The organism is Paenibacillus sp. sgz302114 (genome assembly GCF_056120345.1).
This window is the reverse complement of sequence record NZ_JBVYOI010000006.1, coordinates 284,798-306,005: the sequence shown is the minus strand read 5'-3', so window position 1 is coordinate 306,005 and position 21,208 is coordinate 284,798. Positions and strand designations below refer to the sequence as shown.

Below are 21,208 nucleotides of genomic sequence, written 5' to 3'. Positions count from 1 at the left end.
ACTGACTTGTAATCAGTAGGTCGTGGGTTCGACTCCTATCGCCGGCACCATCATGGAGGATTAGTGAAGTGGCTAAACACGGCAGACTGTAAATCTGCTCTCTCAGAGTTCGGTGGTTCGAATCCATCATCCTCCACCATTCATTACCTAAGGGCATAGTATTCTATCCATGCCATTTAGAATAGTTGTATGGCGATCGTGGCGAAGTGGTTAACGCACCGGTTTGTGGATCCGGCATTCGTGGGTTCAATTCCCATCGGTCGCCCCATAACAGCTAACACTACCTCTTTATACGTTGGGGATTAGCCAAGCGGTAAGGCAACGGACTTTGACTCCGTCATTCCTAGGTTCGAATCCTAGATCCCCAGCCATGTTACTTTTGAGCCATTAGCTCAGTTGGTAGAGCACCTGACTTTTAATCAGGGTGTCGTAGGTTCGAGTCCTACATGGCTCACCATTTTCTTGCCAAGAAAATGGATTATCTCATTATGCGCGTATGGCGGAATTGGCAGACGCACCAGACTTAGGATCTGGCGGGCGACCGTGGGGGTTCAAGTCCCTCTACGCGCATCTTATTTTCTGCGGAAGTGGCTCAGCGGTAGAGCATCGCCTTGCCAAGGCGAGGGTCGCGGGTTCGATTCCCGTCTTCCGCTCCATCATGGCGCCATAGCCAAGTGGTAAGGCAGAGCTCTGCAAAAGCTTCACCCCCAGTTCGAATCTGGGTGGCGCCTTGAATGTTTCGTTCTCTGATTGCGGGATGTAGCTCAGCTTGGTAGAGCACCTGGTTTGGGACCAGGGGGTCGCATGTTCAAATCGTGTCATCCCGACCATATCTGCTTAGTCGAGGAAATGTGGTTTATAGAGCCACTGTTTACCTCCAACAGAAAGCCCAGTCCACGTGTGGACTGGGTTTTGCTTTATCCTGATTTTCAGAAGATAATTATTAGATTTGTTTGTTAATCATAAATCCACAACCTCACGAGGTTGTGGGTTTTTGCTTATCAGTTTGCCGCTCGTGTTATTTTGAAAAACTACTTGCCGTTAACGTTACGTCACCTGTTATGGTTATCATAGAAAGACGAAATGAAGAGGAAGGAGGCACATGTGCGTGAAAGGTCATATATCCTTCTATCGTACGGGACGATTTGCTGAGATGACGGGAGTTACTAAACGAACTTTGAGGTATTATGACCGGATTGGCCTGCTTACGCCTAGTGGAATCTCTGATTCCGGGCAGCGTCTATATGCGGAGGAGGACTTCATACGGCTGCAGCAAATCGTCACGTTGAAATATGTCGGTTTCTCGCTTGAGCAGATTAAAAGCATTGTGGGAATGGAAGATGCTGTACAATTGCCCGCACTCTTGTCGATGCAACGAGAATGGCTGGAAGATAAAGTCCGGAATATGCAATCTGCCATTCAGGCCATCAAGGAGGCCGAGAGAGTCATAGAGAACGGTAACGAAGGAAGCGTTGAAAAAATCCAAACCATTATCGGAGTGATTGAAATGGAAGCGAACCGTGACTGGGAGCATGAATTTTTGGCAGCCGTTATTCAGGGGCGTGAGGATAAGGCAAAGACGATTCTGGCAGCGAACAAGTATTTAGCGGTTTCAAGCATCTATGTGGCAGCCGCGCTTGGTGAAGTGGACAATCTCCGGAGCCTTCTAACCCGTGACTCGTCAGCAGCGCGAAAGCCCGGGGGTCCGGAACAGTGGGAGCCTCTACTATATATGAGTTTCTCCTGCTTTCTTAAACGCCGTGAATATAGTGATCGGTTTGAGCAGACGGCTCGTTTGTTGCTGGAGCATGGCGCGGACCCTAATGCCTTCTGTCTGCAGAAAGATGACGTATATGGACGGAAGCTTAGCGCATTATACGGGGTTGTGGGCGCTGCGGGCAATATACCTGTAGCCAAAGTGCTGCTTGAAGCAGGGGCCGATCCTAACGATGGTGAATCCTTGTATCATTCGGTGGAATGGCCTACGCTTGATGGGCTGGAATTGCTACATCAGTATGGCGGGGATATTGGCGCGACCCCTGCGATATTTTTTCATAAATTGGATTTCGAAGACGAGCCGGGCGTAAAATGGTTTCTGGAGCATGGATCGGACCCAAACCAGACTTTCATGAATTATGGCACTACACTACATTGGGCGATATACAGAGGAAGATCCGCTTCAATCATCGAGCTTCTGCTCAAATATGGCGCTGATGTAGATGCACGGAGGCCCGACGGTAAAACCGCTTATATGTTGGCTGTACGCTATGGTTTAACCGAGATTGTCGATTTGCTCAGCAAACATGGGGCATCAACGGAAGTGGATGACGCGGATAGACTCTTCGGGGCCTATGCGAAAGTGAACGAAGGAGATGTTCAAAGCATTCTGGAAAGGCAACCTTCACTGCTCTCATCGTTATCCGAGCAAGATCGGATGATGATTATTGAATTTGCAGAATTGAACATGGCGGATTCCATAAAGCTGATGCTTGAGTCGGGATTCGACAATTCTGTGAGGAAGCCGCCTGGTACGGCGCTGCATCACGCAACTTGGCATGGAAACATTGAGACGGTGATGGTGTTAATTGAGCATGGAGCATCACTGACTGAGGTCAATGCATATGGCGGAACGCCGCTGGGGAGCGCGATTCATGGCTCGATCCATCGGGTTAATCCAAGGCCGGGGGTACATGCTGAAGTTGTAGAAGCCTTGATTAAGTCGGGTGCTGTTGTGCCGGAAGTGGCTGAGGGAAGCAAGGAAGTATATGAAATGCTGCGTAAATACGGGGCGAAGAGTTATTAATTCATTTCGTTGGTGCGTTGTCTTCGGACAGGGGTTTAAATCCCTTCGCCTCCATATGTAAGGCCAGTGAGTGTGCTCTTAAAGGGCATGCTCACTGTTTTTTTATGCGGATGTAGCTATAAAGGGTGTTTATAAAGCTTTGCTGGACGTAGCTTTACAGGTGTGCTGGTCACTTATACAGTGAGTTTCCCTGATGCTATGCAGAGACAGCTGATCCAGACCTCAGTCTATGTCTCAGTAATACCTTTCACTCCTCAGGCAACAGCCTTTCCTGCTGGGCCTTCAACGCTGCCTGTATGCGATCCGTAACGCCCAACTTGGAATAAATGGTTGAGATATAATTTTTAATGGTCCCTTCGGTTAGGAAGAGCTTTCGCGCAATTTCACGGTTGTCCTTGCCTTTTGCCAGCTCGTGGAGTACGTCAAGCTCTCTCTCCGTCAATCCGTATTTCGGTTTGCTTGCCGTCTCCTTTCTGGACTGCTTGGAAGAGGCCGAAACGCCTGTCGCCCATTCGGAGATCATGATCTTCGCAATTTCTTGCGTGATCAGCGTTTCCCCTTTATGCACAAGGCGGATCCGGGAAGCGAGGTCTTCCGGTTCAATGGCTTTCAATAAATATCCGTCTGCTCCGCCGGCCATGGCCTCTCTTACATGATCCATATCATGAAACGTCGTCAGCATGACGACGCGGATGCCCGGCCATTCCGTTTTGATCCGCCTCGTTGCTTCGACACCATCCATTACCGGCATATGGATATCCATCAGAACAACCTCAGGAAGGTGCAGCTCGCACAGCTCAACCGCTTCGGCGCCGTTCGAGGCGACGCCGACCACTTCGATATCCGGCTCCATTCCAAGCACGATCCGCAAGCTCTCCCGTATTAAATCCTGATCATCCGCAATCGCCACTTTTATCATACCGTCAGCCAGCCTTTCTTGATTTTAGTGGAAGCTGACACCGGACGGTGGTGCCGTTCATCCTATCTGAAGTCACTTGAAGCTCACCTTGATAAGCCGTTAGACGCTCGTCCATAACGGACAAGCCGAATCCGTAACACACTTCGTCCATGCCACAGCCGTCATCCTGAACGGTCAGAATCAAATGATCCGATTCAGAGGCAAGCATGATTCGGATATGCTCCGCATTGCCGTGGCGTTTCGCATTGGTTAGCGACTCCTGTAAGCACCTAACAAGCGTCAGCGTAAGCGGGAGAGGGATGGTGATCTCGGATCCGGACGAATCGAAATCGATCCATGTACCTGTATGTACGGAAAATTCTTCCGCAATTTCCCTAAGCTGCTCCGATAGCGGCAGTCTCTCCCTGGAAGGAGCGATATGATGTACGTGCCTGCGCATCTCGTCCAGACCGCTTCGGGCAACGGCGCGCAGTTGGTCCACGCTCTGTTTCGCTTCTTCCGGCGAAGCTTTCATTATATACGAAACCGCATCAAGCCCGACGATCACCGAGGTCAACGTGTGGCCAACCGTATCATGCAACTCGCGGGACAGCCGGTTTCGTTCCTCAAGCAAGGTAATCGTCTCGATCTGCTTCGCATACTGCTCCAACACTTGGCGCTGCTTTTCGTTCTCTTCGAGAAGCGCCTGCATTTTCTTGTGCGTGTCGACCATTTTCCATACCACGCATCCTAAACCGAAGAAGAAGAAGCCTTCGATGATGGATATATTGAAGGAAGAGAGCGGGATAGCAGCCGCCATGACTAAGGCCGGAACGATCGAAAACCAGAACCACAGCGGGATGCGGAGCCTTGCGGAATACACATTCGCGGCAGCGCACATCGCCGGAATCGCAATATAGGAGAAGTAGCTGTGCATCATAGAGGCGGCAAAGAAAAGAAACACACTGGTTACAACTAGCTCCGTCACCGGATAATGCCAGCTTTCGAATCTCCCTTTCTTCCGCCACACCCATTGCGGAATCGCGCCGGCGAGCAGGCAGGACAGAAGCAGGACAAACCATGACTCGTCAAACGGCTTATTATAATTGATGCCAATCAGCAGCAGGTGAAGTGCGGACCAGACGATCCGAATTACAAATAACGTGCGGGATACCCAGTGGTACTGCAATTTTCCTTCGATGTTCATATTTGGCAAGCCCCCCTTCCGCGCTACTCTATCATATTGGAAAAGACCGGTATCGTAAATATAAAGTCATGGTCAAGTCATATATGACCGCCTCCAATAACTCGTTACCGTGGTTACTAGGGCGTATTACCCGATATTTTGCATAATGAGGATGTGATGAAGCACAAACACGACTAACCAAAGGGTGAGTATACAAATCATGAGTAAATGGAACGCAACTCCGCAATTTTTCAAACGACACCCATTCCTGTTCGCGCTGTTTGCACTGCTGGCGAGCCGAATCGTGGGGCTTGGAATCATCGGGGTCATTCAGGTCGTAAGGCCGGAACTCACGATCGAGGAGCATCTCGGTTGGCTGGTTATGGTGCTGTATGCTGCAGTAACCGTTACTTTAGTGTTCTGGACGGATACGGCGGAGGAGACGGGCCTTCGGAAGCCGGCAGGTAGGAAGGAGTGGCTTATCTGGATTCCATTCCTGTCACTGCCTATCCTGATTACCACATTAAACGGCGTGAGTTCTTGGGGTTATCAGCAAAACTTGATACTGTTCATTGCGGCGGCAGGCGTTGCTATCAACGAGGAAGTTCTGTTCCGCGGCATCTTACTCAGGCCATTCCTCGGATGGGGGGAATGGGGAGCCATTATAATACCGAGCTTGCTGTTCGGCCTTGCCCACACAACCAATATTTTTGCAGGCGGGGATGTCACGTACGGAGTTTTACAAACGGTATGGACCTTCGCTTCAGGAGTCGCTTTGTCGGCGATGCGGCTGCGCAACCGCAGCTTGTATCCGGCCATCGTATTTCACATGGTGCTCGACGGCGTCGAATATTTCTCGACAGGCGAGTTTGGCGTCCACTCGGATCCGATCCCGCTGCAATGGCTGATTATCTTTGTGGGGTTAAACGCTGCACTTACCGTTTATGCTCTGTTCATGTTGTTAAAGAGTAAGCATGTTAAGAATTCAGAAGGACAGTTCAGCCATAAGGGAGGAACAGCATATGGATTCCGGAATCATTGAAGTAAGCGGCTTATCCAAAAATTTTCAAGGAAGGGAAATCTTAAAAAACTTATCATTTGCGGTGAAAGAGGGCACTATTACAGGGCTTCTGGGTCCGAATGGCTCTGGCAAAACAACAATCATCCGGCTGTTAAGCGGGGTGATTGCTCCCTCTAACGGAGAGCTAAGGGTGATGGGCAGAGATCCGTTGAAGGGCGGAGATGAAATTCGAAAGCAAACGGGGATCGTAACCGAAACTACAAGCTTATATCAAGAAATGACGGCTTGGGATAACCTGATGTTCTTCTCCTCGATTTATGGTGTGAACGATTCGCGCCGGGCAGAGGAACTGCTGAAGGCGTTCGGCATGTGGAAGCATAAAGACAGCCCCGTGGGCACGTTCTCCACCGGAATGAAAAAACGCGTTTCCCTTGCCAAAGCGCTGTTGCAGAGACCCAAAATCCTGTTTCTGGACGAACCGACGAACGGGCTGGATCCTGAGGGCATTCATTTGGTTCTCCACTATTTGAATGAGACATGCAAGAAGGAAGGCGTTACGGTCATCATTTGTTCCCATGTGCTGCAACAGCTGGAAGGCATCTGTGACGCTTATATGTTCATTAAGAACGGTCAATTGATAGAGAGCGGGACAAAAGAAGAGATCGAGAAGAGGCGCCTCAAAAACGTACAGGTGGATATCGAAACGGGGCTATCCGCAGATGGGGCGACATTTGCGGGGCATCCTTTTCAAATCATCGGCCCCCACACCATGCGCTTCGAGCTGAGCGGAAAAGAAGACATCTCGCCACTGCTCACCTCCATGCTCGAGCGTACCTGGGTTCATAGCTGTACCATTACGAATAATACGTTGGAAGACTACTATTTTGCGATTGGAAGTGAAACGGATGAATCCGGCGATCATTAAAGCGATTATGCACAAAGATATCAAGATCGTCGGTAAAAGCAAAAAGATGTGGATGCCGATGTTGATTATTACCATTTTGGTCTGCGGAATATTTCCGGCAGCTCTTGCCTATGTGGGATTCCATACGGAGCTCATTCCGGCTGATACCGAAATCCAGAGCTATACCGATAAAGTGATCGGCTTGCTGCCGGATGGAGATACGAAGGCCGCGTTGTTGGAGCTTGGCAGCGTAGGGAAGCAGCTGGCCTATTATTTTCTTAATTTCTCGTTTGTTGCTTTGTTCATGATGATAACGGTCATTAATTCGTCGGTAACCTCCGAAGGCAGTTTCGCATCGGAGAAAGAGCGGGGGACGCTCGAGACGCTGCTGTTCTCGCCCATTTCGGTTCGAGAGCTGTTTATCGGAAAAGTGCTGGCAACGCTCATCCCGGTGCTGGTGCTTTCGTACGCGGCCTACTTCCTGTCCATGATTACCGTTAACGCCATTGTCTATCCGGTCTACCCCGAGCTAATGATGTTAAATCTGACATGGATTGCGCTGCTTTTTTGGGTCACGCCCGCGCTTATTTTGTTAACCATTTTACTTAACGTGCTGGTTTCGGCAAGATCGAAGACCTTGCAGGAAGCCCAGCAGCTGGGAAGGATCATTGTCCTCCCGGTGGTTGGACTCATCATCTCTCAGGTAGCAGGTCTCTTCCTGCTCACGGTATGGGTTTGCTTTGCGATCGGGCTGGTTTTGTTCGGTGCATCTGTGCTATTGTTGTTCTTCATATCCAGATATAACAATCGGAATGTGCTGTTCGAGAGCCAGATCCGGTAAGTAATCGCAGAAAGAAGGCTGATCCTTTGAAGCAATCATTGAAAATCTCGCTCATGCTAGGCATGATTTCCATCCTTGCGTATCTGATCGCGCTTCCGTATACGATCCCTCTGACGAAGGCATCCCTCCCGGCGGCAATTGCGCCGCCGACAGCTGTCTTGATCGTCGCCGGTGCTGCGTCGTTCTTTGTCTACGGATGTTTGGCAAGCTTGATCGGCGTTTCCTTGTCAGGCAAAGCGAGTTTAAAGCTGGATTGGATCCGTGCCGTAATCCTTAGAACCCCGCAACCCAAGTGGGACAAGACCGCAATTGGTTATGCCATAGGATGGGGTGTGCTTGCGACAATTATCTTTCAACTCCTCTTGAAATTTTACTTTGAGCCGCGTCTTCCTGACTTGGCGAATTCGCTTGATGTGCCGTGGTGGGCTGGCGTGACGACGATTTTCCAGGGTGGCATCTCGGAAGAGATCATGCTTCGGCTCGGCTTAATGACGTTACTTGTATGGGGGCTTATGAAGCTGTTCGCAAGATCAGGTATCGTGCCGGTCTGGATCTACGTGGTCGGGATTTTGTTCGCGGCGTTGTTGTTCGCCAGCGGACACTTGCCCGTCGCGAAGCAGTTGTATGGAGAGCTTTCACCTATGGTCACGTTGTACATCATGTTCGGCAACAGCTTCCTCGGTCTCGGATTTGGCGCGCTATATTGGAGGAAGGGGCTGGAGTACGCGATAATATCCCACATCACGGCGGATTTCATGCTCCACTTTGTGCTGGCGAATTTGATTTAATAGGTCAGAAGGTACTTAGAGATCAAACGGGCGGCAGTTAGACAATATAAATGACGTTATATTTAATCGAGACCCAGTCCAATTAAGGACTGGGCTTTGTTTTTTCAAATTCACATAATGAACGGCAATGTAACGCGGCATCGTAGAAGCTTAGCAGGAAACGTGGAAGCAAGCAGCGAATAGTCGTAGGGATCAAGCATTGGGCTATGCCAACTGTACGAGAAATGAGGGAGAAGCATGAAGAATAGAGGAATCGGAATCAGCTTGAATGCTGATATGGTAAACGGCGATTTGGCTGTGCTAGAGCAGCATCTAGGCTATATTGCCGATTCTGGCTGCGATTATGCCGAATTGATCATGCATGGACTTGACGTTGTCATCAACGGACAAGTAAATCCGAAGCGTCTTGAACGCGTTCGCGCCGTACTGAATAAATTCCACCTTGGATATACGCTGCACCTGCCTTACGAATTGAATCTCATGTCTCTCGAGAAGGGAGAGGATTACTTCCTCTGTTTCGAGGCGGGGATTGAATTGGCGGCGGCGATAGGCTGCGATACGATCGTGTATCATAGCTCTTATGCCCAGCTGACGGATCAGAATCTCGTGGATTATTATAAGAAATACGGGGAAATGTATCGTGAGAAGCTGTACGCTATTTTGCTAGAGGAAGATGTGGAGCGTTTGCGTTCGCTTGGGAATAAAGCGAGGCACCATGGCATTCAAATCGGTATAGAGAACAATATTTGGTATGACTTAAAATGCGATTATACCTATGGGCTGCGTCCGCAGGATGTAGTCGAGCACGTTCGGCGGATCGGTCTGGACAATGTGGGTATGACGCTGGATGTCGGCCATTGCTATCTGACCTCAATTGCCCACGGCTATGATTTCGAGCAGGCGATAGTGAATGCATTGCCTTTTGTAAAGCATCTGCATGTGCACGACAACTTCGGCAAGCTGAAGGATGCCGGGTCCTATATGAGCAATCTGCCTTATGGCTATGGCGACCTGCATCTGCCGGTAGGCTGGGGGGCCATTCCGTACGCGGATGTGTTCCGCTGGCTTGACAGCTACGAGGGGATCGTTAATATGGAGATTGAGTTCCGACTGTATCCGCATTTTGGAGAAGCGGTAGAGGAAATGAGGCTCCTGATTGCCGGGATTCAACAATCTGCTGACTGTCGAGAAATTTCGACTTAGCAACGATTTTGACACCACCATTTAAAAGATCGACCCACGAGGTCGGTCTTTTTGCGTATGAATACACGATTTCGCTGGCTCATAGTGTTGGTTTGTCGGATTGTCCAGTTGATCTGCATTCAAACATTATAATGTTTGTTGACTCGGCCATCGAATCCATATAAATTAACATTATAACGTTATAATGTTAAGGTGGACTTATGATGACAGACAACTTGGTGTTGCGAGGGGCAGCGCTCACGGACGGCCGGAAAGTGGATATCGTGATCGTGGATGGGGTCATAGCCGAAGTAGCGGCTAAAGGGACCTCCAATTCCGCTGGTGGCCGGGAGCTGGATTGCTCCGGATTGTTCGTATCGAGCGGTTGGATTGACCTTCATGTTCACGCTTTTCCTGAATTGGATCCCTACGGGGATGAGATCGACGAGATCGGCGTTAAGCAGGGCGTTACTGTGATTGTTGACGCGGGCAGTTGCGGCGCGGACCGGATCGGCGATTTTGCGGCAAGCCGCAAGGGGGCGCTAACGAGCGTGTTTGCGCTGCTGAACGTATCCAAGATTGGGCTGCAGCGGATCGACGAGCTTTCTGATCTCACTTGGCTTGACCGGGAACTCGCTATGCAGGCAGTTCAAATGTACCCGGACTTCATCGTCGGATGGAAGGCCAGAATGAGCGGCAGCGTCGTTCGAGAGAACGGCATTGAGCCTTTACGAATTGCAAGGGAGCTGGCTGAAGCGAGCGGTCTGCCATTAATGGTCCATATCGGCTCGGCACCGCCGAAAGTCGAAGATATCCTTCCTTTGCTCACGCGAGGCGATGTCGTGACGCATTATTTGAACGGGAAAAGCAACCGCTTGTTTCAAGAGGACGGCAGACCGATTCCCGCATTAACCGAAGCTGTTGCAAGGGGCGTGCGAATGGATGTAGGACACGGAACAGCCAGCTTCTCCTTCGGGACAGCGGAGGCTGCGAAGCGGAGCGGTATTCGGTTCGATACGATCAGCACGGACATTTATCGCGGGAACCGGCAGAACGGTCCCGTTTACAGCTTGGGGCATGTCATGTCGAAATTTCTAGCCTTAAGTTATTCGCTCAGTGAAGTGATCGATGCAGTGACGGTTAGTGCGGCGCAGTGGCTGGGCAAACCGGATCTGGGTCGCATTCAGGTAGGCGATCGAGCGAATCTGACACTATTCTCGGTCACTGACGAGCGAATCGCATACGTCGATTCCGAGGGAGCGACGCGCACAGGCGAACATCAAATTGTAGCGAGAGGGGTTTATACGAATGGGCGGTTCATTGAATGCTAAATATGGATTGAAACGCGTGATTAACGCCAGCGGGCGCATGAGCATTCTCGGCGTGTCGGCTCCTACGGATACGGTCATGGAAGCGATGAGGCAAGGTGGCCAACGTTATGTTGAAATCGCTGATCTTGTGGACAAGGCGGGAGACTACATCGCAGGCGTGATCGGCTCCGAAGCTGCGGTTATTGTCAATTCGGCGTCAAGCGGCATCGCGTTGTCGGTAGCGGGCATCGTTACGGGGGGGAACCGGCGTCTGAGCGAGCGGCTGCATCAAGAGCCGATAGCCCAAAATGAGATTATTATACTCAAGGGACATAATGTCCAATACGGCGCACCTATCGAAACGATGGTATACCTCGGTGGAGGCAAGCTCGTCGAAGTTGGTTACGCGAACGAAGGCAAAGCCGAGCATATCGAGGATGCCATCGGCGAGCGGACGGCTGCGATTCTGTACGTGAAGTCCCACCATGCCGTGCAGAAGAACATGATCGGCGTGGAGGAGGCCTATGCTGTCGCGCAGCGCAGAGGGATTCCGCTCATTGTGGATGCGGCGGCGGAAGAGAATATCTATAAGTACGTGAAGTTCTCGGACCTGGCGATTTATAGCGGTTCCAAGGCGATCGAAGGGCCGACCTCCGGTATTGTCGCAGGCATGCGGAATTACATCGAGATGGTCAAAATGCAGCTGCATGGGATCGGCCGAAGCATGAAGGTCGGCAAAGAAGCCTCGTTCGGGCTGCTTCAAGCGCTCGACGAGTATACGGTGAAGAAGGATAACAGCGAGCAGGAGAAAGCGTCCCTGCAAGTACTTTTGCCACTGAACGAGCAGCCAGGTGTCAAAGTGACGATCGTTCAAGATGAAGCGGGCCGCGCGATATTCCGTGCTCGTATCCAGATAGATCCGCTGCTTGCGGGAACCACGGCCAAGGCTGTCAATGATGGACTGCAGGGCGGCGACATCGCTATTTATACACGCGATTATGGCGTGAAGCAAGGCTACTTCGACATCGATCCGCGCCCGCTTCTTGGCGATGACATCGACGTCATTGCGGCTCGAATTCGTACGCTTACAGGAGGCAAATAAACATGTCCAACATAACCAAACGATTATATAAAGGCCGTGCAGCTTTGAATGTATTGGCAAGCAGCTTGGAGAACGCAAAAGAGGTATTCGATGCCGCAGAGGGCTTTGTGCTCGTCGGCGTTCTCTCGAAGGACTATCCGACTGTAGAAGCGGCTGTCACCGCGATGAAGCAGATTGGCGAAGCGATCGATGACGCGGTCTCGATCGGACTCGGCGCCGGAGACAATCGGCAGGCAGCCGTTGTCGCGCAGATTGTGAAGCATTACCCCGGCACGCATATCAACCAGGTTTTCCCCGCTGTTGGCGCTACTCGGGCGAATCTGGGTGAGCGGGACAGTTGGATTAACAGCCTTGTTTCTCCTACGGGACAGGCTGGGTACGTGAATATTTCGACGGGGCCCGTCAGCGCGGCGCAGCCGGAGCAGGCTATCGTGCCTGTGAAGACGGCGATTGCGCTCGTGCGCGATATGGGCGGCAATGCACTCAAATATTTCCCGATGAACGGCTTAGCCCGTGAGGATGAGCTGCGTGCTGTGGCGAAGGCTTGCGGGGAAGAAGGGTTCGCCCTCGAGCCGACGGGTGGGATCGACATGGACAATTTCGAACCGATTCTGCGCATTTCGCTTGAAGCAGGCGTGCCGCAAGTCATCCCGCATGTCTATTCGTCTATTGTGGACAAGGCGACCGGCAGGACGAATGTCCAGGACGTGCGCGTGCTTCTGGATATCATGAAGAAGCTGGTCGACCGCCATGGCTAACCGCCGTGTACGCGTCGCCGCGTTCGGCGAAGTCATGATGCGTCTGCAGGTGCCCGGGTACGAATTATTGTCACAGGCTGACAGCTTGCGCTATTCGTTCTCTGGCACCGGCGTGAATGTAGGCGCGGCGCTTGCTCGATTTGGTCATGAAAGCTTCCTCATCACAAGGCTGCCGGACAACTCTCTCGGAGACGCCGCGGTGGCAAATCTGAGGAAGCTGGGTCTATCGCCGGATCGCGCAGTCCGTGGTGGGCATTATCTCGGCATGTACTTCCTCGAGAACGGGTTCGGCGCTAGGCCGGGCCGGGTCACGTATTCCAACCGGCAGGAGAGCAGCTTTAACACGGCTCCGTCAGACGCTTACGATTATGATGTGATCGCCGCTGGTATCGATTTGATTCATTTTTGCGGGATTACTTTGGCTATGAACGATGCTGTCAGGGGGCATATGCTACGGCTGGCGAACGCGATAAAAGCAAGAGGCGGCACGGTTGTCTTCGACTGCAATTATCGGCCGGGCCATTGGGGCGAAGGTGGGTACGCGAAAGCGAAACACCACTATGAGCAGATGCTTGCGCTCGCGGACATCGTCATGATGAACGAGCGGGATATGATCCACATCCTCGGTATGACGACGGACAAGATGGATCGCCTCGAACAGCTAACGGAGCTGATGCCAGCAGTGGCAAGCCAATACGGCATTTCCGTAATCGCGGGCACGCATCGGACCATTCATGGCGATAACAAGCACTCGCTGCTCGGGTTCATGTATAAGAACGGCAGCTTCTCTTTAGCAGAGCCTCGTACGTTCGCGGTGTATGACCGGATTGGAGCAGGAGACGCGTTTGCCAGCGGTATTATACATGGCGAGCTCTCTGCCTTCGAGCCGGCACGGACGGTTCGATTCGCGGCCGCCGCAGCGATGCTTGCACATACGGTGTCAGGAGACACGCCGATGTCGAGCGAGGGAGAAATTGTGCTAGCCATGAAGGATGCGAATGGAGACGTGATTCGGTAATGAAGCTATCGCGCAGCAAGAAGCCGCTGTACGTGCAAATCGCGAACATCGTAAAGGACCGGATCCTGCACGGCGTCTACCCTCTCGGAACGAACATACCGACGGAGCCGCAGCTTGAACAAGAATTTAGCGTCAGCAAAGTCACGGTGCGGGGAGCAATAAAGGAACTGGCGCGGGATGGTTATGTGGAGACGGGCAGCGGGAAAGGCACGAAGGTCATCCGAAATACATCATCGTCCAAACTGTCCAAGCTGAAGCGTTTTACAGAGGTGCTAGTGGAAGAAGGCCATCGGATTCGCAAGCAGCTTCTTGTCGCAGAGAACACTCCGAATGAAGCGGGATCGGTGGCATACCGAATGTTCGGCGAACGGTGTCTACACATCGAGAGATTGTATTATTTGAACGACGAGCCGTACATTCATTACACGCACTACCTGTCGAGCCGTGCTGCGCCGCTCGAGTTGCCGGACTTGAGCGAGCAGTCGCTCTATGATTTGCTGGAAGAACAGGATGTGTCGCTTGGCAAGTACCGGGATGAATTTACCGTCGCTGCCACTGCGCCTGCTTCTGTTTTGGCCGCTTTGCGAATCGAGGCAGGAACACCGCTTCTCAAACGTTCGCGTTATGCGTACGACGAGAGCGGGGAATTGATCGAATATAGTGAAGGTTACTACCATACCGAGCGTCATCAATACGTCGTCAATTACGACGTCTGAGCGAAGACATCCCTCTTTCACCTGTGAAGGAGGGATGTTTGTGTATGCGTTTGTCTGCTACACTGGAATTAATTCCTAATCCCGAGCAAAGGAGCTGTTTACCATGCGAAGAAGCAATAGGCTGTTTACCTGTTGTTTGCTGCTCATAATCGGATTGACATTAAGCGGATGTTCTTCAAGCGAGAAGGGGAATAATAACGTTGTGGCTTCTTCCAACATCGACGACATCGAAATTTACAGCAACGCTTTGGGGAGTAATATGAGCTTCGATGTCTATACTCCGCCAGGCTATAATCCGAAGCTGAAATACCCGGTGGTCTACATGCTTTATGGTTATGGAGGAAGTCGAGGTTATGTTTTTGACAGTATGGAGCTCGATCAAATTGCCGACCGTCTTATTAATAATAAAGAAATCGCGCCATTAATTATTGTTTCTCCCGATTACGGAAACAGCTTTGCGGTAAACACCGTCCCCGGGCAAGGCATAAATCCGGGCAACGTAGATGAAGGCAGCTATGAGGACTATTTAGTAAAAGAAGTCATTCCTTACGTGGATACGAATTACAGTACAAAAGCCTCGCGGGAAGGGCGCTATGTTGCCGGGTTCTCGATGGGCGGGTATGCAGCTCTTTATCTCGGGTTCAATCACACCGATCTATTCAGCAAGATTGGCGGTCACAGCGCAGCGATTTGGGATTACACGGACAATGATCAATATATTGATCAGCGGGACTGGCTTTACCCAACGCCAGCATTAAGAGATCAACGGGACCCCTTCAAGCTTGCTGTCAGCCAAGATCTGAACAATGTTCGTATATACTTAGATGCGGGAGAAAATGATCAACTTGCAGCAGTGGATGAGAAACTATACACGTTATTAAAAAGTAAAAATGTACAAGTGGAGTGGCATACCAGTCCCGGTTACCATTCCGTATCCTATTGGTCGGAGCACTTCGAGGATTACTTGAAGTTCTATTCTGGCGATGTTGGCTCAAAGCGATAGCCCGGAGTATTATGTATCTGTTTGAGTTCGTGCTATAATAAAGTATTCGGAACAATTAAAGTGGTGGAAGAGGATGCCTGATATGCAAAGTTTTAAGGACTACAATCTGAAGGCGAAAGAAACTTTTAATGCGACCAGCAATGAAGTAGTGTTAACTGTAACGGAAGCTGGAAGTGCCTTAGGCCTCTCCAAGGATCAAATGAAGATCTACGTAGAAAAGAATAAACTAACTAAAGTTTCCATTATGAGAAGTGCGCATCGTTACCTGTTGTTGAAAAGTGAAATTGATGGAATCCTTCGTCTGAAGAGATAGCATTGCATGGATGTTAGAAGCTCCATGAATAATATGGTTTCGCTAATTGAGCCAAAATGTGTTATGATTTAATTCACGTATAGTAGACGTAATGACGTAATGTCACATGCCGAAAAGGTTGCGATGCTTCCTTTTTTGATATGTGGCTTTTTTTATGAAGCATAAATTGAAGGAGGGCTTGCTCATGTATTTTTCCCGTAAGAGACCCCCAGAGGATTATCCAACCGAAATGACAGCCATTTGGAAGTGTGCAAAAGAGGGCTGCAACGGCTGGATGAGGAAGGGCTATTCATTTGAGGACGTGCCAACGTGCGCGCAATGCATGTCTCCCATGGTCACTAGCATGAAAGAGCTCCCGGTTTTGTTTGATTCGGGGCTTGACCGTAAGGCAGCGGTAAAGAATTTGAAAATAAAGAATACAACGACTGAGTAACATCGTCTGATACATGTTTGACTTCGTATGATAGGTAAAAGGAGTACAGGTATGGATTTAAAAGAAGAGATGCTACAGCTGAATATTAATAACGCGATCAAAGGCCCGGTTGTAACTAGCTTGAAGGATATTCTTTCACAGCTCACAAAAGATCGGCTTAATTTCATTGCTGCCAATTGCGCACTTGCGGGTCGCTCAAAGCTGAAGAAGCAAGAGCTCGTGGAGGCGCTTTTCGAGCGGATTACGAATGTAATTGAAGTACGGACGGCTTTCCTATCAGCGGAGACGCAGGAATGGGAGCTTGTGAACCGTCTTCTCGGTGTTCCTTACGTTCAAGACAACGCGATATTTGCGGATGCCTATTTATTCATGATGGATAAAGGCTTGGTGTTCAGCTTCATGGAACAGGACAAACTGTTCTTCGTCATGCCGGAGGAAGTCAAGGTCGCTTACAAGACGTTGGATCAGAAATCTTTTAAGAATGAACGCAGTGTAAGCAGGCTAGTATTGCAGTATACGGAAGCTGCCGCTAACTTATATGGGATCTGCCCTGTGCAGAAGCTCATTGAGATTATTAACGATCAGAACGACGTCAGCTTGACGGAGGAGCAGGTCAATCGGGTTTATTCATCCGTCACGGATAAGGTGCTGACCTGGGATGTTCAACGCGGATTTCTATTTAGCGATGGCTTAGATGGTGAGAGTCTGGACGATTATGAAGCGTTCTTGGAGAGCGTGAAGGACAGACCTTATTACATTCCTCCAAAAGAAGAGCTATTGCGTTATGCAGATATCGATTATTTCGAGATGACGCCTCAGCTGGAAGCATTGAAGAGCTATATCATGCTGAAGCTAGGCAAAGTCGAGCAGCTGGCTGCAGCGCTCATGGATGATATCCAACTTGCATGCTCGATGGAAGAGCCTCTTAGCGTTATCATGGAAGAGTTTGATTTACGTAAAATTCGCTTGAGCAAGAAGCAGGCAGAGGAGATCATGCCGCTGGTTATTCAAGTGTTTAATACGACGAGAATGTGGTCCAATCGCGGCTTTACGCCTGAAGAGCTAAGCCCGAGTCCGGTTCAGGGTGCGAGTGGCAGCAATATCGTTCAATTCCCTGCGGCTTCCTCGAAAATCGGTAGAAACGAACCATGTCCATGCGGCAGCGGAAAAAAACATAAAAAGTGCTGTTTGTAACGGCGAGTATTCGCTTCAGCCGTGAAGGGGGCTGTCTCAAAAGTTATCATAGATAACTTTTGGAACAGCCCCTTTGAATTTCTTTTATAGGGCATTAGGAATGAAGAATAGGTAAAGTCATCCTTTTGTTAGGATTGGGATAGGCTTATATCGCGAAATATGGTAAAATAACTTGGTTATGAAGTCATTTGCCTTGACGGATAGAAAGGGTCTAACATCATGGATTTAGCAAAAACAACGCAACTTCGCGATATTTTGTCGGCTCTGACCAAAGAGCGTTTGAACCAAATTGCTGCTGCATGTGAGCTAGCTGGCCGTTCGAAGCTGAAGAAGCAGGAGCTCGCGGACGCACTCGTTCAACTCCTTACAGAAGCTGATTTCCCGCAAACGAGTCTGCAGCACCCTGACATGCCGGAGGAGATCCGGGAATTGCTCAGCGGCACGGACGCACAAGCGCCTGAAGCCCCTTCGGCACCAGAAGCGAAGCCTGAAGCTCCGCAGGCTACAGCGCAAGCACAAACGGCTGCAGCAAGCGTTACAAGCCCGATTCGCGCTTCCTACCAGAGAACGATCACAGCGCCTCGCCGCCCGGTTACGTCTGTCAAGATTGGCAGAAACGAGCCTTGCCCGTGCGGAAGCGGGAAGAAATATAAGAAATGCTGCTTGTAAACGAAGCACGCGTGAAGACCGCATCCGGATCGGGTGTGGTCTTCGTTAATTTTTTAAACAATTGACGAACTTGTGAACACCTCTTAATATAGATAAAAAGCATGTTAGCGTTCTCAGGGGATTCTGCTAGATTCACGCTTTGTTGCTGTTTGGTGATAAAGCGTCGCAGTTTTTCAGAACAAATGTAATGCTTTACACAACGAGAGGGGAAATACCGTTATGAGAAAATGGTCTTTATTAGTGCTCGTATGTTCTATCGTTCTACTGATTGTAGGTTGTGGCAGCAAGAAAGAAGAGACAAACAACGCAGCTGCGGCTGGAAACAACACAACAGCTAATGCTAGCTCGAATGCAGGCGACACAGAAACACCGGCGGAAAAATCGTACAAAATCGCAATTTCCCAAATCGTCGAGCACCCATCTCTTGATGCGACTCGCGAAGGCTTCCTAGCGGCGCTTAAAGACGCTGGCATTGAAGAAGGCAAGAACTTGACCGTTGACTTCAACAACGCGCAAGGCGACTCGTCGAACAACCTGTCGATCGCTCAGAAGATCGCGGCGGAGAAGAATGACCTTGTCCTTGCAATTGCAACGCCATCGGCGCAAGCAGTGGTACAGCAAGTTAAGGACACGCCGGTGCTGTTCGCAGCAGTTACCGATCCGCTTAGCGCGAAGATCGTAAGCAACCTGGATCAACCAGGCGGCAACGTCTCTGGCGCATCGGATACAAACCCTGCGGCAACAACGCAGCTGGTAGACTTTATCGCAGCGAACTTCCCGAATGTGAAGACGGTCGGCGTTGTCATTAATGAAGGTGAAGAGAACGCGGTCGTGATGGCTAAGATGGCTGAAGATGAGCTGTCCAAGCATGGCATCAAGCTCGTTAGAGCGGCTGTAACGAACACTTCTGAAGTGAAGCAAGCGGCAGAATCGCTAGTCGGTCGTGCCGATGCACTCTACATTACGCTCGACAACATGGTTGTAAGCGGCGTAGATTCGATTATTCAAGTGGCACAAAAGAATAAAATTCCGTTCTTCTCCTCTGACCGCGATACGGTAGAGAAGGGTGCTTTTGCAACAGTGGGCTTCAAATATTACGATCACGGCTATCAAGTTGGCCAGATGGCTGCGGAAGTGCTCAAGAACGGCAAAAAAGTGGGCGACCTGAAAGTAAGTATGCAGGAGAAGCTGGATCTGATCCTCAACCTGAAAGCGGCTGAAGCTCTTGGTATCACAGTGACAGACGACATGAAGAAAGCTGTTCAGGATCAAGCTCAAAACATTATTCAGTAATCCAGTAATCCAGTAATCGGAGGTTCATCATGCATGCTATCATCCATTCCATGCCAGGGGCCATTGAGCTAGGCTTGCTATACGCGCTGATGGCCCTCGGCGTATACATCACGTTTCGCATTCTTGATTTTCCCGATCTAACGGTGGATGGGAGCTTCACAACGGGGGGCGCCATCGCCGCGACGATGATTGCCCACGGAGCATCGCCTTGGATTGCAACAATCGTTGCCTGTCTCGGCGGCTGTGCGGCAGGGATCGTCACTGGCTTGCTGCATACGAAAGGCCGGATTAACGGGCTGTTGTCCGGTATTCTGATGATGATCGCGCTCTATTCCATTAATCTCCGGATTATGGGCCGTCCGAACATCTCGCTGCTCGGTCAGGATACGATATTTAGTTCGCTTTCCATTCTAACGTTTATGATCATTGCCGTAATCCTTATCCTAGCGCTGCTGAATCTGTTCCTTAAGACAGACCTTGGACTGGCGCTGCGGGCGACTGGCGATAATGCGAGAATGATCCGCAGCTTCGGCGCGCATACCGATAATACGATTATTCTTGGCATCGGCTTATCGAACGGCCTCGTTGCACTATCCGGCGCACTCGTTGCCCAGCAAGCAGGCTACGCAGACAATTCGATGGGAATCGGGATGATCGTGATCGGTCTTGCTTCCGTCATTATCGGGGAAGCGATTCTAGGCGCAAGAACGATTCTGTTGGCGACACTGGCCGCTGTTCTTGGTTCGGCCGTATACCGAATTGTCGTTGCGTTGGCGCTTCAGGTCGACTGGCTGGATGCGTCAGATCTGAAGATCATTACTGCGGTTATCGTTATCGTAGCGCTTATCATTCCAACCGCTCAGCGGTCTTGGAAGCAGAAGCATGCGGCGCGCAAACGTTCTGCAGAACTGGCCGACATGTTTGCGGCTGCGGGAGGTGAGCGTTAATGCTGGAGCTATCCAAGGTGTCCAAGCTCTTCTTCCCGGGGACGCCGGATGAGAAGGCTGCGCTTCTCGGCATTAATCTGACTCTGAAGCCGGGCGATTTCGTAACGGTAATCGGCAGTAACGGCGCTGGGAAATCGACGCTGATGAATATCATTTCCGGTGTCGTATCTCCGGATTCGGGTGATGTGCGCATCGACGGTAATGTAGTGTCAGATTTGCCAGAGTACAAGCGAGGCCGCTGGATCGGCCGCGTCTTCCAAGATCCGATGGCGGGTACTGCCCCGCATCTGACGATCGAGGAGAACTTGGCAATTGCGTATGTAAGAGGCAAGAAGCGCGGACTAAGCTTTGGTATCACTCGTGCGAAGCGTGCATTCTTCCAGGAACAGCTGAAGAAGCTGGGGATCGGCCTTGATACGCGGCTGCGTGCCAAGGTTGGCCAGCTGTCCGGCGGGGAGCGCCAAGCGCTAAGCCTGCTCATGGCGACGTTCACCGAGCCGCAGATCCTGCTGCTGGACGAGCATACCGCGGCGCTTGACCCGGCTAGAGCCGAGCTCATAACGCGCCTCACGGAGAGCATCGTACGTGAAATGAAGTTGACGACCTTAATGGTCACTCATAACATGGAGCAAGCGATTCGACTTGGCAACAGACTGATCATGATGGATAAAGGCCGAATCATCCTCGATATTGATGAGGAGCGCAAGAAAGACCTAACGGTCGAGCAGCTGCTGCGTGAATTCGAGAACATCAGCGGTCATAAGATGGCGGATGATCGTGTTGTGTTTGGATAATAAAGTAGGAGTGTAGTAACAAAACAGCTGCCGAA

Annotated in this window: 21 protein-coding genes and 8 tRNA genes; 27 read left to right on the top strand and 2 right to left on the bottom strand. The window is 50.6% G+C overall.

Annotation, left to right across the window (positions count from 1 at the left end; translation table 11 throughout):
- Positions 1–54 precede the first annotated feature (54 nt).
- From AC0LWF_RS17880 to AC0LWF_RS17840, 9 genes are all read left to right on the top strand, one after another.
- Positions 55–139, top strand: a tRNA-Tyr gene (locus AC0LWF_RS17880).
- Between the two features lie 53 nt (positions 140–192).
- Positions 193–268 (top strand) — tRNA-His (locus tag AC0LWF_RS17875).
- A 28-nt stretch (positions 269–296) separates the two neighbouring features.
- A tRNA-Gln gene (locus AC0LWF_RS17870) sits at positions 297–371 on the top strand.
- A gap of 10 nt (positions 372–381) precedes the next feature.
- Positions 382–457 (top strand) — tRNA-Lys (locus tag AC0LWF_RS17865).
- A gap of 33 nt (positions 458–490) precedes the next feature.
- Positions 491–570, top strand: a tRNA-Leu gene (locus tag AC0LWF_RS17860).
- Positions 571–581: 11 nt separating this feature from the next.
- Positions 582–656 (top strand) — tRNA-Gly (locus AC0LWF_RS17855).
- Between the two features lie 4 nt (positions 657–660).
- Positions 661–731: transfer RNA gene (locus AC0LWF_RS17850), tRNA-Cys, on the top strand.
- Positions 732–753: 22 nt separating this feature from the next.
- Positions 754–830, top strand: a tRNA-Pro gene (locus AC0LWF_RS17845).
- Positions 831–1,108: 278 nt separating this feature from the next.
- Positions 1,109–2,803, top strand: coding sequence for an ankyrin repeat domain-containing protein (locus tag AC0LWF_RS17840; protein WP_474652889.1), 1,695 nt, complete (start codon positions 1,109–1,111; stop codon positions 2,801–2,803).
- A gap of 247 nt (positions 2,804–3,050) precedes the next feature.
- Here the strand turns inward: AC0LWF_RS17840 and AC0LWF_RS17835 are convergent, their stop codons facing one another.
- Entirely contained in the window at positions 3,051–3,722 is a 672-nt protein-coding gene (locus tag AC0LWF_RS17835; RefSeq protein WP_474652888.1) for a response regulator transcription factor, read from the bottom strand.
- Between the two features lie 4 nt (positions 3,723–3,726).
- Positions 3,727–4,908: a sensor histidine kinase gene (locus AC0LWF_RS17830; RefSeq protein WP_474652887.1), complete on the bottom strand. Its 1,182-nt coding sequence runs from the start codon at positions 4,906–4,908 to the stop codon at positions 3,727–3,729.
- Positions 4,909–5,107: 199 nt separating this feature from the next.
- Here AC0LWF_RS17830 and AC0LWF_RS17825 point away from each other — a divergent pair, with 199 nt between their 5' ends.
- From AC0LWF_RS17825 to AC0LWF_RS17740, 18 genes are all read left to right on the top strand, one after another.
- On the top strand, positions 5,108–5,929 hold the full coding sequence (locus AC0LWF_RS17825) for a CPBP family intramembrane glutamic endopeptidase (RefSeq protein ID WP_474652886.1): 822 nt from the start codon (positions 5,108–5,110) through the stop codon (positions 5,927–5,929).
- Positions 5,910–6,833 carry an ABC transporter ATP-binding protein gene (locus AC0LWF_RS17820; RefSeq protein WP_474652885.1) on the top strand — a complete coding sequence of 308 codons (924 nt, stop codon included), beginning with the start codon at positions 5,910–5,912 and terminating at the stop codon, positions 6,831–6,833. Before AC0LWF_RS17825 ends, AC0LWF_RS17820 begins: the two co-directional genes overlap by 20 nt.
- The gene (locus tag AC0LWF_RS17815; RefSeq protein ID WP_474652884.1) at positions 6,793–7,653 is read left to right on the top strand and encodes an ABC transporter permease subunit; all 861 of its coding nucleotides are present in this window, start codon (positions 6,793–6,795) and stop codon (positions 7,651–7,653) included. Before AC0LWF_RS17820 ends, AC0LWF_RS17815 begins: the two co-directional genes overlap by 41 nt.
- Before the next feature lie 26 nt (positions 7,654–7,679).
- Positions 7,680–8,441: a CPBP family glutamic-type intramembrane protease gene (locus AC0LWF_RS17810; protein ID WP_474652883.1), complete on the top strand. Its 762-nt coding sequence runs from the start codon at positions 7,680–7,682 to the stop codon at positions 8,439–8,441.
- Positions 8,442–8,678: 237 nt separating this feature from the next.
- Positions 8,679–9,644 carry a sugar phosphate isomerase/epimerase family protein gene (locus tag AC0LWF_RS17805; protein WP_474652882.1) on the top strand — a complete coding sequence of 322 codons (966 nt, stop codon included), beginning with the start codon at positions 8,679–8,681 and terminating at the stop codon, positions 9,642–9,644.
- Positions 9,645–9,847: 203 nt separating this feature from the next.
- On the top strand, positions 9,848–10,954 hold the full coding sequence (locus AC0LWF_RS17800) for an amidohydrolase/deacetylase family metallohydrolase (RefSeq protein WP_474652905.1): 1,107 nt from the start codon (positions 9,848–9,850) through the stop codon (positions 10,952–10,954).
- The gene (locus AC0LWF_RS17795; RefSeq protein ID WP_474652881.1) at positions 10,932–12,035 is read left to right on the top strand and encodes a DgaE family pyridoxal phosphate-dependent ammonia lyase; all 1,104 of its coding nucleotides are present in this window, start codon (positions 10,932–10,934) and stop codon (positions 12,033–12,035) included. The genes AC0LWF_RS17800 and AC0LWF_RS17795 overlap by 23 nt, the downstream gene beginning before the upstream one ends.
- 2 nt (positions 12,036–12,037) lie before the next feature.
- Entirely contained in the window at positions 12,038–12,793 is a 756-nt protein-coding gene (dagF, locus tag AC0LWF_RS17790) for a 2-dehydro-3-deoxy-phosphogluconate aldolase (RefSeq protein ID WP_474652880.1), read from the top strand.
- The gene (locus tag AC0LWF_RS17785; protein ID WP_474652879.1) at positions 12,786–13,811 is read left to right on the top strand and encodes a sugar kinase; all 1,026 of its coding nucleotides are present in this window, start codon (positions 12,786–12,788) and stop codon (positions 13,809–13,811) included. Before dagF ends, AC0LWF_RS17785 begins: the two co-directional genes overlap by 8 nt.
- Positions 13,811–14,527, top strand: coding sequence for a GntR family transcriptional regulator (locus AC0LWF_RS17780; protein WP_474652878.1), 717 nt, complete (start codon positions 13,811–13,813; stop codon positions 14,525–14,527). Before AC0LWF_RS17785 ends, AC0LWF_RS17780 begins: the two co-directional genes overlap by 1 nt.
- Positions 14,528–14,630: 103 nt before the next feature.
- Positions 14,631–15,530: an alpha/beta hydrolase gene (locus tag AC0LWF_RS17775; RefSeq protein WP_474652877.1), complete on the top strand. Its 900-nt coding sequence runs from the start codon at positions 14,631–14,633 to the stop codon at positions 15,528–15,530.
- An 82-nt stretch (positions 15,531–15,612) separates the two neighbouring features.
- On the top strand, positions 15,613–15,843 hold the full coding sequence (locus AC0LWF_RS17770) for a DNA-binding protein (protein ID WP_474652876.1): 231 nt from the start codon (positions 15,613–15,615) through the stop codon (positions 15,841–15,843).
- Between the two features lie 154 nt (positions 15,844–15,997).
- Positions 15,998–16,276 carry a cold-shock protein gene (locus AC0LWF_RS17765; RefSeq protein ID WP_474652875.1) on the top strand — a complete coding sequence of 93 codons (279 nt, stop codon included), beginning with the start codon at positions 15,998–16,000 and terminating at the stop codon, positions 16,274–16,276.
- Between the two features lie 51 nt (positions 16,277–16,327).
- Positions 16,328–17,470, top strand: coding sequence for a YecA family protein (locus tag AC0LWF_RS17760; RefSeq protein ID WP_474652874.1), 1,143 nt, complete (start codon positions 16,328–16,330; stop codon positions 17,468–17,470).
- Between the two features lie 219 nt (positions 17,471–17,689).
- Positions 17,690–18,139: a Rho termination factor N-terminal domain-containing protein gene (locus AC0LWF_RS17755; RefSeq protein ID WP_474652873.1), complete on the top strand. Its 450-nt coding sequence runs from the start codon at positions 17,690–17,692 to the stop codon at positions 18,137–18,139.
- 219 nt (positions 18,140–18,358) lie between these two features.
- Positions 18,359–19,432 carry an ABC transporter substrate-binding protein gene (locus AC0LWF_RS17750; RefSeq protein WP_474652872.1) on the top strand — a complete coding sequence of 358 codons (1,074 nt, stop codon included), beginning with the start codon at positions 18,359–18,361 and terminating at the stop codon, positions 19,430–19,432.
- Positions 19,433–19,461: 29 nt separating this feature from the next.
- The gene (locus tag AC0LWF_RS17745; protein WP_474652871.1) at positions 19,462–20,379 is read left to right on the top strand and encodes an ABC transporter permease; all 918 of its coding nucleotides are present in this window, start codon (positions 19,462–19,464) and stop codon (positions 20,377–20,379) included.
- Positions 20,379–21,173, top strand: coding sequence for an ABC transporter ATP-binding protein (locus AC0LWF_RS17740; RefSeq protein ID WP_474652870.1), 795 nt, complete (start codon positions 20,379–20,381; stop codon positions 21,171–21,173). Before AC0LWF_RS17745 ends, AC0LWF_RS17740 begins: the two co-directional genes overlap by 1 nt.
- The last annotated feature ends 35 nt before the right edge of the window (positions 21,174–21,208 follow it).